Below are 12326 nucleotides of genomic sequence, written 5' to 3'. Positions count from 1 at the left end.
AGGGCTCCGGCGCTGGCCTGGTACGGCTGGGGCCTGCTTTGTAGGTCCCTGGGGACTTACTTCTTGGGCTGGAAGTCGCGCTTTTCCTTGATCTTCGCAGCCTTGCCGCGCAGGTCGCGCATGTAGTACAGCTTCGCGCGGCGCACGTCACCCTTGGAGACAACTTCGATCTTGTCGATGATCGGGGAGTGCACCGGGAAGGTACGCTCCACACCAACGCCGAAGGAGACCTTGCGGATGGTGAAGGTTTCGCGAAGACCGTCGCCGTGGCGGCCCAGGACGAAGCCCTGGAATACCTGGACACGGGAGTTCTTGCCTTCGATGATGTTCACGTGAACCTTGAGGGTGTCACCCGCGCGGAAGACAGGAACATCGGTGCGCAGCGAGGCTGCATCTACGGAATCGAGAATATGCATAATTGCACTCCTGGTGAACGCCACAGGTCATTCACTTTGGGTCACGGCGGGCAAGCCCGGAAGTACCGGAAATTACCGCCGAAAATTAAGTGGGGCCGGTTCCTTCACTGATTGAAGGTCCCGGGGTGTCCAGCTGTTGGTTGCGCTCCCCCTGTGGCAGGTGCGGACCCAGCAGACACAAAGACTAATTTTGCCACACTCGCGGGCCTACAGCCAATCGCCTTGGACCACAGACGCGCCGGTTCAGGTTGAGGCGTCGGTTCCAGTGTCCGTGCTGGTATCGGCCTGCCGTCGTGCCAGGAGGTGACCGTCGACGACGTCGTACCCGAGGTCGGCGAAAGCCGTCCGGTCGGCACGTGGCAGCTTCCCGGCGTCGAACGTTTCCAGCAGGTCCGGACGGCGTTCCGCCGTCCGCCGGAACTGCTCGTGGCGGCGCCACTGCGCGATCTTCCCGTGGTTGCCGCTCAGCAGCACTGCCGGGACATCCCGGTCCCGCCAGCTGGCGGGCTTGGTATACACGGGGTATTCCAGCAGCCCGTCCGAATGCGACTCCTCCACCAGGGAATCAGGGTTGCCCACAACGCCTGGCAGCAGCCTGCCGATGGCTTCGACCATGGCCAAAACGGCCACTTCGCCGCCGTTCAGCACATAGTCACCAAGGCTCATGGGGCGCACCGTGAAGTGCTCTTCCGCCCACTCGATGACACGCTCATCGATGCCCTCATAGCGGCCGCAGGCAAAAACCAGCTGGTCCTCTTCTGCGAGCTCATGGGCCAGGGCCTGGTTGAAGCGCTCCCCTGCCGGCGACGGGACAATCAAAACCGGTTTGACGGGCTCGGCCGCCGTGGCCTCGGCGCCCCCTGCGGCTTCACCGGCTCCGGCGCCAGCAGCTGCGGCAACGGCAGCCAACGCCTGCGCCCAAGGCTCAGGCTTCATCACCATGCCGGCGCCGCCGCCGTACGGGGTGTCGTCCACTGAGCGGTGCTTGTCGGTGGTGAAATCACGCAGGTTATGGACGCGCAGGTCCAACAGGCCGTCCTGGCGGGCCTTGCCAATGAGCGAGAGCTCCAGGGGCGCCAGGTACTCCGGGAAGATACTGACGACGTCGATTCTCATCTACGCGTTTTCCTCCGCTTCACCGGGGCCGGCTTCGCCGTCGTTGACCTCAAAGAGACCGTCCGGCGGCGTCAGCAGGACGAAGCCATCGGCCACATTGACCTCCGGAACGATCTGCTGCACAAACGGGACAAGGATTTCCTTGCCGTCCGGCGTTTCAACCACGAGCAGGTCCTGGACGGGCAAGGTGTGCAGGGCAGCGATCTTGCCGACCACCTGCGACCCGACGCGCGCTTCGAGTCCTACCAGTTCGTGCTCGTACCAGCCTTCGTCGTCGTCCTCGTTTAGCTCTTCGGTTTCGATGAAAAGCTTGGCGCCGCGCAGGGTCTCTGCCTGGTTGCGGGTCTCGATTCCTTCGAATGCGAGGAGCAGGATGTCCTTGTTCCAGCGCGCACCCTCAACAATGAGCGGGCCGGCCGATGCAGGCTCCACCACAAACTCGGTACCGGGAACAAACCGGTCCCCCGGAGCGTCGGTCAGCACCTGGACCGTCACTTCGCCGCGGATTCCATGCGGTTTGCCGATTCGTGCCACCTGAAGCTGCATCTGTTCCTCTGTCTGTGATCGTGCCGGGATTGGGCGATGTGGTGAAAGCACTCCGGCCCCTCCACCGTTGCTGGTGGAAGGGCCGGAGCAAAAAACTGATGTTGCCGAGCGCTTAGCGGCGGCGGTCGGTGTCGACGACGTCGACCCTGACCGGCTCGCCGTCTGCCAGTGCCGCCACAACGGTGCGCAATGCCCGTGCTGTGCGGCCCTGGCGGCCGATCACCCGTCCCAGGTCATCCTGATGAACACGAACCTCGAGGGTGTCCCCGCGGCGGTTGTTCTTCGAGCTGACCTTGACATCTTCCGGCGAATCAACGATTCCCCGGACGAGGTGTTCGAGCGCTTCTGCCAGCAATCTACTCAGCCTCGGTGGTCTCTGCCTCGGCCGGGGCCTCGGCTGCGTCAGACTGCTTCGACTTCTTGGTGATGGCTTCCGGGATGATCACGGAACCCTTTTCCGGGGCAACAAAGGCAGCCTTCGGAGCTTTGGTCTTCAGGGTGCCTTCCTGGCCCGGCAGGCCCTTGAACTTCTGCCAGTCACCGGTGATCTTCAGGATCGCGGCAACCTGTTCGGACGGCTGTGCGCCGACGCCGAGCCAGTACTGGGCACGGTCCGTGTCCACCTCGATGTATGAGGGCTCTTCGGTGGGGTGGTACTTGCCGATCTCTTCGATGGCACGGCCGTCACGCTTGGAGCGTGCGTCCATGACGACGATGCGGTAGTACGGTGCGCGCATCTTGCCAAAGCGCTTAAGGCGAATCTTTACGGCCACTTTTGTGGTCACTCCTGTTTCAGAAAAGGGGTGAACCGACGTTCTGCACCCGTGGGGCGGGCCATACTTGAGGGTTCGAAGGACAGGATCCGGACGCGGAGAGAGGGGCCACGCAGATCGAGTACCTGTTTATTGTGCCAGATCAGCGTCCGGATTTCGACTTGACACGTCGGGATGGGGCAGCCGCGCGGACCCGGCGGGCCACGGCCGGCCTACGACGACCAGACATACACCCCTGTGCGTGCGGCGTCATCGACGGAGTTGGCCAGCTCAGCGAACTGCTGGACATACGTCCGGGCCTCGGCCACGCCGAACGGCATGTCATCCTGGGCGGCCCACTTTTCAGCGACGTCGTCCAGGACATTGCCTTCACCTTCAGTCTCGTAGCTGAGCAGATCCGCCAGCGCACGCACCATGGCCGGCGGAACCCCGAGGAGGGAATCACTGGCCACGTCAACCATGGCCAGTTCGTAGTCCGCGCCACCGGCGTGCACCGCAACACCGGCAAGATCGCCAAGCTGCTCGATTTCGAAATCGCTGATTCCGGGAATCCGCAGGGCCTGGCCCGCCGGGGAGCCGCCTGCATCCAGGACGTCCGCCCGCTTCAGCGCGGCATCGTGAGTGGAAACAAAAATTTCAGTGAAGCCCATGGGAACAGCCCTCATTCCGTCGACGGTGCGGCCTGGAAGGGCAGCAGCAAGTGCCGCCCCGGCCGTTCAGAATCAGCCTAGTACAAGGCAGGCCGCACATTTGGCGTCCGCACTCAGCGGACGGCGACACGGATACTGTTGCGCCACGGGTCCTCGAAGCGAAGCTCGGCGCCCGTGTGGTGCGAGGCTACACCGGCGACCTTCAGGCGGTCGGCGAGCGCTCCGACGTCATCCCCGGAAGGGACCTCGATGAGCACTTCGCCGAGGCCCAGGGTGTCCTTGCGGGGACCGGCTCCGCGGCTGTTCCAGACGTTCATGGCCATGTGGTGGTGATACCGGCCCGCGGAGACAAACAGCGCCTGCCCGTGCCAGCCGGCGGTCTTTTCGAAGCCCAGCGTGCCCACGTAGAAATCGTGCGCTGACTGGACGTCGCCCACCTGGAGGTGGACGTGGCCCACGCCGGCTTCGCTGGCCCGCTGGCCGGCCACGGATTCCTGGGTCAGGTGCTGCTCGAGGTAGCGCTGCGGCGGCAGTGCCAGGCTGTCCATCACTACATCCTTCCCGTTCCAGGACCAGTTTTCGCGGGGCCTGTCCCAGTACAGCTCGACGCCGTTGCCTTCGGGGTCATTGAAGTAGAAGGCCTCGCTGACGAGGTGGTCGGCGCTGCCCGTGAAGGACCGGGGTTCGTACTGGGCGGCGGTGGCTACCGTGGCCGCCAGCGACGCCTGGTCGCCAAAGAGCAGTGCGGTGTGGAACAGCCCGGCCTCTCCCCTGCCAGGCAGATTCAAGGACGGGGCGGCCGCGAGATGCACCAGCGGGCGTTGAAGGCGGCCAAGATAGACGCCGCCGTCCTGTTCTGCGACGACCTCCAGGCCGAGCGCACGATGGTAGTAGTCGGTCATCAGCTTCACGTCGCCCACCTTGAGCATTACGGTGCCCATGGAGAGGTCGGCAGGAAGGAGATCCCGGCTGGTGGCTTCTGCAGTCATTTGAAAACTCCCGGTCCGTTGGCCTTCGGATGAAAGCGGCTATGGTTCTAATTTACTTGAAGCTTCAATTTAATTCAAGTGGCGGAGCAGACTGATTGCGACCGCTTTCCCGTGATTGCTGTCACCAGTCCACCCTCGGCCTGTGGTAGCTTCGACTTGACCACACGGGAGCCCTTGCACGGGCTGAGATCGGGCCGACGCAGCCTGCGACCGTTGAACCTGTCCGGGTAATGCCGGCGAAGGAAGTGAGTATTCATTGAATACACAAGAAACACAGCTGATCCCCGTCCAAAATGAAACCGACGTGGATCAAACGCTCCAGCCTGAAACCCAGTCGCTGAAGTCCCACTCGCTGGCGTTTATCACCGATGAGGCCACCGGGATCCGGGTTCCCGTGACGGAGATCGCGCTGGAACCGTCGCCGAACGGCGAGGCGAACGGGCCTTTCCGGACCTACCGCACGGCCGGTCCGGGCAGCGATCCTGTGGTGGGCCTCAACCCGTTCCGCTCGGAGTGGATCGCCGCCCGCGGCGATACCGAGCCCTACAGCGGACGGGAACGGAACCTGCTCGACGACGGCAAGTCGGCGGTGCGCCGAGGCGCAGCCTCCGCAGAGTGGAAGGGTGCACAGCCGGTGCCCCGCCGCGCCGTCGACGGCCGGACCGTCACCCAGATGCACTACGCGCGGCAGGGTGTCATCACCCCCGAGATGCAGTTCGTTGCCCTCCGCGAGAACTGCGACGTGGAACTGGTCCGCAGCGAAGTGGCGGCCGGACGGGCCATCATCCCCAACAACATCAACCACCCGGAATCCGAACCGATGATCATCGGCAAGGCCTTCCTGGTGAAGATTAACGCGAACATCGGTAACTCCGCGGTGACCAGCTCCATTGCCGAGGAAGTGGACAAACTCCAGTGGGCCACCCAGTGGGGCGCCGACACCGTGATGGACCTGTCCACCGGCGATGACATCCACACCACCCGCGAATGGCTCATCCGCAACGCCCCCGTGCCCATCGGTACAGTGCCGATATACCAGGCGCTGGAGAAGGTCAACGGCGAGGCCAATGCTCTGACCTGGGAAATTTTCCGGGACACGGTCATTGAGCAGTGCGAGCAGGGCGTGGACTACATGACCATCCACGCCGGTGTGCTGCTGCGTTACGTGCCGCTGACGGCCAACCGCGTCACCGGCATCGTCTCCCGGGGCGGTGCGATCATGGCGGGCTGGTGCCTGGCCCACCACCAGGAGAATTTCCTGTACACGCACTTCGACGACCTGTGCGAGATCTTCGCCAAGTACGACGTCGCGTTCTCCCTGGGCGACGGACTGCGCCCGGGAGCGACGGCGGACGCCAACGACGCGGCCCAGTTCGCCGAGCTCGACACCCTGGCTGAACTGACCCAGCGGGCGTGGGAATTCGATGTGCAGGTCATGGTGGAAGGTCCCGGGCACGTCCCGTTCCACCTGGTGCGGGAGAACGTGGAACGCCAGCAGGAACTCTGCAAGGGCGCCCCGTTCTACACACTCGGGCCGCTGGTCACGGACATCGCCCCGGGCTATGACCACATCACGTCCGCCATCGGCGCCACCGAAATCGCCCGGTACGGCACGGCCATGCTTTGTTACGTCACGCCCAAGGAACACCTTGGCCTCCCGAACAAGGACGACGTGAAGACCGGCGTGATCACCTACAAGATCGCCGCCCATGCAGCCGACCTCGCCAAGGGCCACCCCGGCGCCCATGAACGTGATGATGCCCTGTCCAAGGCCCGGTTCGAGTTCCGCTGGCGCGACCAGTTCGCGCTGTCCCTGGACCCGGTCACGGCGGAGGCCTTCCATGACGAGACGCTGCCCGCCGAACCGGCCAAAACCGCCCACTTCTGCTCCATGTGCGGCCCGAAGTTCTGCTCCATGAAGATCAGCCAGGACATTAGGGACGAATACGGTTCCGCCGATTCGCAGGCGGCCATCGCCGAAGCCTACAGCGGGATGCGCGAAAAGAGTGCGGAGTTCCTGGCCGCCGGCGGGAAGGTCTATCTCCCCGAGCTTCGGATCCCAGCCGGGAGCTGACGGCTCAGGAAGCCTGAACTGAGCGTGACCTGCCGACGTCGGCGATGAAGGACCGGATGGCACGGTCACCTTCGGCTGAGTCCTGGGGCCGGTGTCCTCCCGCAGCAGTGCGGTGCAGGGCACCGGTTTCCTGCAGATATCCAGCGATCTCTTCATAGAGCGGTTCCCACCCACCCGTCAGGACCATGGTGGGGACGCCCGGAACAATATGGAGTTGGGCCTCCCACGACGGCGCCTGCAACCGGAGCCGGCGCGCCGACCGTTTTTCCTCCGGCGTGGCGGGCTCCTGCAGGTCCGCCGCGAACATTCTCCGGACGAACTCCCGCTGGAAGTCTTCATCGCTGAGTTGGTGCCGGACGTCGAACAGCGGTTGCATCAGGGCCATGTAGGCAGACGTGGCCGGCAGTTCGGCGGTCAGGGACAAACATGCCGGTTCAACCAGCGTGAGGGAAAACACCAGATCGGGGCGTTCGACGGCGGCCATCATGGCCGCAATGGCGCCCTCGGCGTGGGCGACGACATGGCCCCCGGCGGCCCCGCGGCCGTCATCCGCAAGTGAGCGCAGGATGATGGCGGTGTCTTCAGCGAACGAGGACTCCACGGGTTCAGCCACCGGATCAAAGCCGTGCCGTCGCAGGAAGAGGGCGTCGTACGTCAGCGCCATTCCGTGCTGACGCAGCCACGCCGCCGCACCGAAAGGTCCGGCGCCGTGCACGAACACTACGCGCTGTTTGAACATGACCCAACCCTATTCCACGGTGCAGACATCCCAATTGGGTAGCAGTCAATGTCGTTATGAGTGCTCAAAAAGACACCTGCTGCTACCCAGTCGGGAGGGTGGTTACTTGCCGAGGAACTTGTCGAATCCCTTGGGCAGGTTCAACTGCGAAGGGTCGAAGTCGCCGCCCTGTTGGCCGAACGCTGCCCCCGTGGGGAGAGCCTTCGCCGCGCCGGCCCGCCGGGCCTCGGCATCCTTGAGCTCCTGGGCAGCCTTGGCAGGGTTGCCTGAGCGGGCCTTCTTCTTCGGGGCGTTCTTGCCGCCCTTCCGCGCACCGCCGGGGCCGCCCATGCCGGGCATCCCTGGCATTCCCGGCATACCGCCGCCCTGGGCCATCTTCTTCATCATCTTCTGGGCCTGGCCGAAGCGCTCCAGCAGGCCGTTGACCTCGGAGACATGCACGCCTGAACCTCTGGCGATGCGTGCCCGGCGGGAGCCGTTGATGATCTTCGGGGCGACGCGTTCGTGCGGCGTCATGGAACGGACGATCGCTTCGACCCGGTCGATCTCGCGCTCGTCAAAGTTCTCCAGCTGCTCGCGGATGTTCTGCGCTCCGGGCATCATCATGAGCATCTTCTTCATGGAGCCCATGTTGCGGATCTGCTGCATCTGGGAGAGGAAGTCGTCCAGGGTGAAGTCTTCCTGGTCGGCGAATTTCTTCGCCATCCGGGCGGCTTCGTCCTTGTCCCAGTTCTTCTCGGCCTGCTCAATCAGGGTGAGGACGTCACCCATGTCCAGGATGCGGGAGGCCATGCGGTCCGGGTGGAACAGCTCAAAGTCATCCACGCCTTCGCCGGTGGAGGCGAACATAACCGGCTTACCGGTGACCGACGCAACCGACAGTGCGGCACCGCCGCGGGCGTCGCCGTCGAGCTTGGACAGCACGATGCCGGTGAAGTTCACACCCTCGTCAAACGCCACAGCCGTGTTCACGGCGTCCTGTCCGATCATGGCGTCGATCACGAACAGCACTTCATTGGGGACGATGGCGCGGCGGATCTCGCTCGCCTGCTCCATCATCTCGGCGTCAACACCGAGGCGCCCGGCGGTGTCGACAATCACGACGTCGTGCAGCTTCTGGCGCGCTTCCTCGACGCCGGCGCGGGCGACGGCGACCGGGTCACCGGCGGGGTGCTCCAGTTCCGAGGTGGCTCCGGGGTGCGGTGCGAAAACGGGCACGCCGGCGCGGTTGCCGACAACCTGGAGCTGCGTGACGGCATTGGGCCGCTGGAGATCACATGCCACCAGGAGGGGGCTGTGGCCTTGGGCCTTGAGCCATTTGGCGAGCTTGCCCGCGAGGGTGGTCTTACCGGCACCCTGGAGGCCGGCCAGCATGATGATGGTGGGGCCGGTCTTGGCCAGGCGGATGCGGCGGGTCTCGCCACCGAGGATCTCAACGAGCTCCTCATTGACGATCTTGACGATTTGCTGGCTCGGGTTCAGCGCCCCCGATACCTCTGCCCCGAGGGCACGCTCGCGGACGCGGGCCGTAAACTCACGCACCACGGGAACGGCGACGTCGGCATCGAGGAGGGCGCGGCGGATCTCCCGGACTGTGGCATCAACGTCCGCCTCAGTGAGGCGGCCCTTGCCACGGAGATTCTTGAAGGTTGCTGTCAACCGGTCAGAGAGTGAATTGAACACGCGCCGCGCACTTCTTTCAGTGGATTTACAGGGGGGACTCGACTATCTAGGGTACCAAGCCGGCTTGCCGGATGGCATGCTGGCAGGGTGACGAGCCAAACAAGTGTAAAAACCCTGCTCATTCTGGGTGCCTCAGGTGATCTGACCGGCCGCCTTCTGCTCCCGGGACTGGCCCGGCTGGTGGCGAGCGGCCGCGCCGATGGCCTGACCCTGGTGGGCGCCGGCTCCGATGCCTGGACGCCGGAACAGTGGCGGACCCGGGTCCACGAAGCCTTCGCCCCCGCCGCGGAGGCCGCCGACGCGGCTGGAAAAAAGGCACTCACCGCCTTGGCGGAAGCTACCCCCTACCACCAGCTGGATGTTACGGCGGACGGAGCCCTGGCGGCATTGTTGGCAGGCCTGGAAGGCCCCACCGCGATCTATTTTGCGCTGCCTCCCCATGTCAGCCAGCTGGCCTGCGAGTCCCTGCACCGTGACCAGGTTCCGGCCGGAACACGGCTGGTGATGGAGAAGCCGTTCGGCGCAAGTGTTGCCTCGGCCCGTTCCCTTAACCACACGCTCGCCGCCCTGGTGCCGGAGGACCACATTCACCGGGTGGACCATTTCCTGGGCAAGGCGACGGTGCTGAACATCCTGGGCCTGCGCTTTGCGAACAATTTCCTGGAACCCGTCTGGAACCGCGAGCATGTGGAGAAGGTCGAGATCATCTTCGACGAGGACCTGGCACTGGAGGGAAGGGCGCGGTATTACGACAACGCCGGCGCCCTGCGCGACATGATCCAGAGCCACCTGCTCCAGATCATGGCCCTGATGGCCATTGAGCCGCCGGCCACCATCGGGGAGCGGGACCTCCGCGACGCCATCGCAGCCGTGCTCCGCGCCAGCAGCATCAGCGCGCCGTACGCGAAATCCACGCGCCGGGCCACGTATACGGCGGGTTCAATTGCCGGCAGGAACGTCCCGGACTATGCGCAGGAAGTAGGGGTGGACGCAGCCCGCGGGACAGAGACCCTGGCGGAAGTCCGGGTGGACATCGACAACTGGCGATGGAAGGGGGTCCCGTTCATCCTGCGGTCGGGCAAGGCCATCGGGGTGAAGCGCAAGGAAGCCGTGGTCACCTTCCGCCCCGTCCCGCATCTTCCGGCAGGATTCACGGGCGTGGACTCCCCCAACCAGCTGCGGATCGGGTTCGGACCGGATACCCTGGCGTTCGACGTCGACGTCAACGGTCCCGGCAGCATGTTCAGCCTGAGCCGCACAACGCTGAATGCGGAGCTGAGCGCTTCTGAGCTGCTGCCCTATGGCGAAGTGCTGGAAGGCGTCCTGAGCGGCGACCCGCTGCTCTCGGTGCGCGGCGATACAGCGGAGGACTGCTGGCGGATTCTTGAGCCGGTCCTGAAGGCCTGGCAGCGGGGCACGGTGCCGCTGGAAAAGTACGACGCCGGTTCGGCCGGTCCCGCCGGATGGCCCGGTTCCGCGGCGGCTGGCTAAGTGCTGCTTGGGTAAGCGCCGGCTGGGTATGCCAGAACAAAAAGAGCGGGCAGGGAACCTTTCGAGGTTCCCTGCCCGCTCGTCCGTGTGGATCAATAGATTTCTGGAACAGCTAGATGGCGGCGACGCCGCGTTCGCCAGTCCGGACCCTTACCGCTTCGAAGACCTCCACGGTCCAGACCTTGCCATCGCCCGCGCGGCCGGTGTTGGAGCTGGCGATGATGACGTCCAGGATGTCATCGGCCTGTTCGTCCGTGGCGAGGACTTCAACCCGGATCTTGGGCAGGAGGTCCACGTTGTATTCAGCTCCGCGGTAGACCTCCGTGTAGCCGCGCTGGCGGCCGTAGCCGCTGGCCGCGCTGACCGTCAGCCCCTGGACGCCGTAGGACTCCAGGCCCTCCCGGATGGCTTCGAGCTTCTCCGGGCGGACAATAGCTGTGATCAGTTTCATGCTTCTACGCTTTCCTTGCCCGCTGCCGGTTCGGTCTTCTTTGCGCCGTCAGCGGCCGAGCCCTTGCCCTTGATCAGTTCGTGGAGCGGCTGGAAGCTCCCGCCGTGGCCGCCCACTCCGAACTCGTACGCCGTTTCGGCGTGAAGGCTGAGGTCAACACCAACGACTTCCTGCTCCTGCGAGACGCGGAAGCCCATGGTCTTGTGGATGGCGAAGGCGATGATTGCGGTGAGGATGGCCGAGTAAGCGATGGCGATGCCCGCTGCTGCGAGCTGGGCCCAAAGCTGGGTCGCGCCGCCGCCGTAGAAGAGGCCACCGCCCACACCGTCGGTGGGGAGGGCAATGAAGCCCAGGGCAACCGTTCCGATGATGCCGGAGACCAAGTGAACGCCCACAACATCCAGGGAGTCATCGAAGCCCCAGCGGAACTTGAGGCCGACAGCCAGGGCCGAGGCGACACCGGCGATGACACCGAGACCGAGCGCGCCCACCGGGCTGACGTTGGCACAGGCCGGGGTGATGGCAACCAGGCCGGCAACCACACCGGAGGCAGCACCAAGGGAAGTGGGGTGGCCGTCGCGGATACGTTCGGTGACGAGCCAGCCGAGCATTGCCGCGGCCGGGGCTGCGAGGGTGTTGACCCAGATCAGGCCGCCCTGCTCAGCAGTGGTGGCCGCGCCGCCGTTGAAGCCGAACCAGCCGAACCACAGGATGGCTGCACCGAGCATCACGAACGGGATGTTGTGCGGGCGGTGGTTGGGGTCCTTGCCGAAGCCGCGGCGGTTGCCGATGATCAGGACCAGGACGAGGGCTGCCACACCGGCGTTGATGTGGACCACGGTGCCGCCGGCGAAGTCGATGGCCGGGCCGAGTGCCTGGCCAACTGCGCCTTCAGGGCCGAAGAGGCCTCCGCCCCAGACCATGTAGGCAAGCGGGCAGTAGACAAGGGTGACCCAGACAGGGACGAAGAGGGCCCAGGCGCCAAACTTGGCGCGGTCAGCGATCGCGCCACTGATGAGTGCGACGGTGATGATGGCGAAGGTGGCGGCATAGCCGACCTTGATGAGCCCGTCCGGCGTGGTGATGCCTTCAAGGCCGAACGTGGCGAACGGGTTCCCGACGATTTGCAGGAAGCCCTCGCCGGAGCTCATCGAAGCGCCCCAGAGGACCCAGACCACGCCGACCATGCCGATGGAGATGAAGCTCATCATCATCATGTTCAGTGCAGCTTTGGCGCGCGTCATGCCGCCGTAGAAAAATGCCAGACCTGGTGTCATGAACAGCACGAGTGCTGCTGCCACCATGAGCCATACGTGACCTGCGGTAAGTTCCATGGTGCACGTCCTCCCTATGATCGATGCTGCGGAATGCTCCGCCTTACTAACGCCTTTTGCGTCC

At 64.7% G+C, this 12326-nt stretch carries 13 protein-coding genes and 1 riboswitch; of the genes, 2 read left to right on the top strand and 11 right to left on the bottom strand.

Features of this window, described 5'->3' with window-relative positions; translation table 11 throughout:
- Positions 1 to 56 precede the first annotated feature (56 nt).
- The 7 genes from rplS to ACVWY0_RS01715 all read right to left on the bottom strand — a co-directional run bounded on the left by rplS (position 57) and on the right by ACVWY0_RS01715 (position 4490).
- Positions 57 to 416, bottom strand: coding sequence for a 50S ribosomal protein L19 (gene rplS, locus ACVWY0_RS01745; RefSeq protein ID WP_056349088.1), 360 nt, complete (start codon positions 414 to 416; stop codon positions 57 to 59).
- Between the two features lie 243 nt (positions 417 to 659).
- Positions 660 to 1532, bottom strand: coding sequence for a tRNA (guanosine(37)-N1)-methyltransferase TrmD (trmD, locus tag ACVWY0_RS01740; RefSeq protein WP_485835171.1), 873 nt, complete (start codon positions 1530 to 1532; stop codon positions 660 to 662).
- Entirely contained in the window at positions 1533 to 2078 is a 546-nt protein-coding gene (gene rimM / locus ACVWY0_RS01735) for a ribosome maturation factor RimM (protein ID WP_485835170.1), read from the bottom strand.
- A 112-nt stretch (positions 2079 to 2190) separates the two neighbouring features.
- On the bottom strand, positions 2191 to 2433 hold the full coding sequence (locus tag ACVWY0_RS01730) for an RNA-binding protein (RefSeq protein ID WP_056349097.1): 243 nt from the start codon (positions 2431 to 2433) through the stop codon (positions 2191 to 2193).
- Between the two features lies 1 nt (position 2434).
- Positions 2435 to 2851 carry a 30S ribosomal protein S16 gene (gene rpsP, locus ACVWY0_RS01725; RefSeq protein ID WP_056349101.1) on the bottom strand — a complete coding sequence of 139 codons (417 nt, stop codon included), beginning with the start codon at positions 2849 to 2851 and terminating at the stop codon, positions 2435 to 2437.
- A 212-nt stretch (positions 2852 to 3063) separates the two neighbouring features.
- Positions 3064 to 3501 carry a hypothetical protein gene (locus tag ACVWY0_RS01720; RefSeq protein WP_200950819.1) on the bottom strand — a complete coding sequence of 146 codons (438 nt, stop codon included), beginning with the start codon at positions 3499 to 3501 and terminating at the stop codon, positions 3064 to 3066.
- Positions 3502 to 3614: 113 nt separating this feature from the next.
- Positions 3615 to 4490, bottom strand: coding sequence for a VOC family protein (locus tag ACVWY0_RS01715; protein ID WP_485835169.1), 876 nt, complete (start codon positions 4488 to 4490; stop codon positions 3615 to 3617).
- Between the two features lie 154 nt (positions 4491 to 4644).
- Positions 4645 to 4752, top strand: a riboswitch (TPP riboswitch).
- Between the two features lie 42 nt (positions 4753 to 4794).
- On the opposite strand from ACVWY0_RS01715, the gene thiC reads away from it, so the two are divergent.
- A complete protein-coding gene (gene thiC / locus ACVWY0_RS01710; RefSeq protein ID WP_485835168.1) occupies positions 4795 to 6564 on the top strand; it encodes a phosphomethylpyrimidine synthase ThiC in 1770 nt (589 codons plus the stop codon).
- A 4-nt stretch (positions 6565 to 6568) separates the two neighbouring features.
- Here thiC and ACVWY0_RS01705 read toward each other — a convergent pair whose 3' ends face one another.
- Together ACVWY0_RS01705 and ffh are read right to left on the bottom strand one after the other, a co-directional pair.
- Entirely contained in the window at positions 6569 to 7303 is a 735-nt protein-coding gene (locus ACVWY0_RS01705) for an alpha/beta hydrolase (RefSeq protein WP_485835167.1), read from the bottom strand.
- A 102-nt stretch (positions 7304 to 7405) separates the two neighbouring features.
- Positions 7406 to 8986, bottom strand: a complete 1581-nt coding sequence (gene ffh, locus ACVWY0_RS01700) for a signal recognition particle protein (RefSeq protein WP_056349117.1) — start codon at positions 8984 to 8986, stop codon at positions 7406 to 7408.
- 87 nt (positions 8987 to 9073) lie between these two features.
- Between ffh and ACVWY0_RS01695 the strand changes: the two genes are divergently transcribed.
- On the top strand, positions 9074 to 10477 hold the full coding sequence (locus ACVWY0_RS01695; RefSeq protein WP_485835166.1) for a glucose-6-phosphate dehydrogenase: 1404 nt from the start codon (positions 9074 to 9076) through the stop codon (positions 10475 to 10477).
- Between the two features lie 112 nt (positions 10478 to 10589).
- Here ACVWY0_RS01695 and ACVWY0_RS01690 read toward each other — a convergent pair whose 3' ends face one another.
- Together ACVWY0_RS01690 and ACVWY0_RS01685 are read right to left on the bottom strand one after the other, a co-directional pair.
- Complete coding sequence (locus tag ACVWY0_RS01690; RefSeq protein ID WP_252601601.1) at positions 10590 to 10928, bottom strand: P-II family nitrogen regulator; 339 nt, start codon at positions 10926 to 10928, stop codon at positions 10590 to 10592.
- Positions 10925 to 12262, bottom strand: a complete 1338-nt coding sequence (locus ACVWY0_RS01685) for an ammonium transporter (protein WP_252601604.1) — start codon at positions 12260 to 12262, stop codon at positions 10925 to 10927. The genes ACVWY0_RS01690 and ACVWY0_RS01685 overlap by 4 nt, the downstream gene beginning before the upstream one ends.
- Positions 12263 to 12326: the final 64 nt, after the last annotated feature.

Source organism: Arthrobacter sp. UYNi723, from assembly GCF_054057635.1.
Note: the sequence above shows the minus strand (reverse complement) of the source record. Positions and strands in the feature narration are given on the sequence as shown.

Bases quoted from the DNA above. Each gene is read 5' to 3' on its own strand.
- rplS (WP_056349088.1), bottom strand. From the start codon at position 416: ATGCATATTCTCGATTCCGTAGATGCAGCCTCGCTGCGCACCGATGTT.
- trmD (WP_485835171.1), bottom strand. From the start codon at position 1,532: ATGAGAATCGACGTCGTCAGTATCTTCCCGGAGTACCTGGCGCCCCTG.
- rimM (WP_485835170.1), bottom strand. From the start codon at position 2,078: ATGCAGCTTCAGGTGGCACGAATCGGCAAACCGCATGGAATCCGCGGC.
- ACVWY0_RS01720 (WP_200950819.1), bottom strand. From the start codon at position 3,501: ATGGGCTTCACTGAAATTTTTGTTTCCACTCACGATGCCGCGCTGAAG.
- ACVWY0_RS01715 (WP_485835169.1), bottom strand. From the start codon at position 4,490: ATGACTGCAGAAGCCACCAGCCGGGATCTCCTTCCTGCCGACCTCTCC.
- ACVWY0_RS01705 (WP_485835167.1), bottom strand. From the start codon at position 7,303: ATGTTCAAACAGCGCGTAGTGTTCGTGCACGGCGCCGGACCTTTCGGT.
- ACVWY0_RS01690 (WP_252601601.1), bottom strand. From the start codon at position 10,928: ATGAAACTGATCACAGCTATTGTCCGCCCGGAGAAGCTCGAAGCCATC.
- ACVWY0_RS01685 (WP_252601604.1), bottom strand. From the start codon at position 12,262: ATGGAACTTACCGCAGGTCACGTATGGCTCATGGTGGCAGCAGCACTC.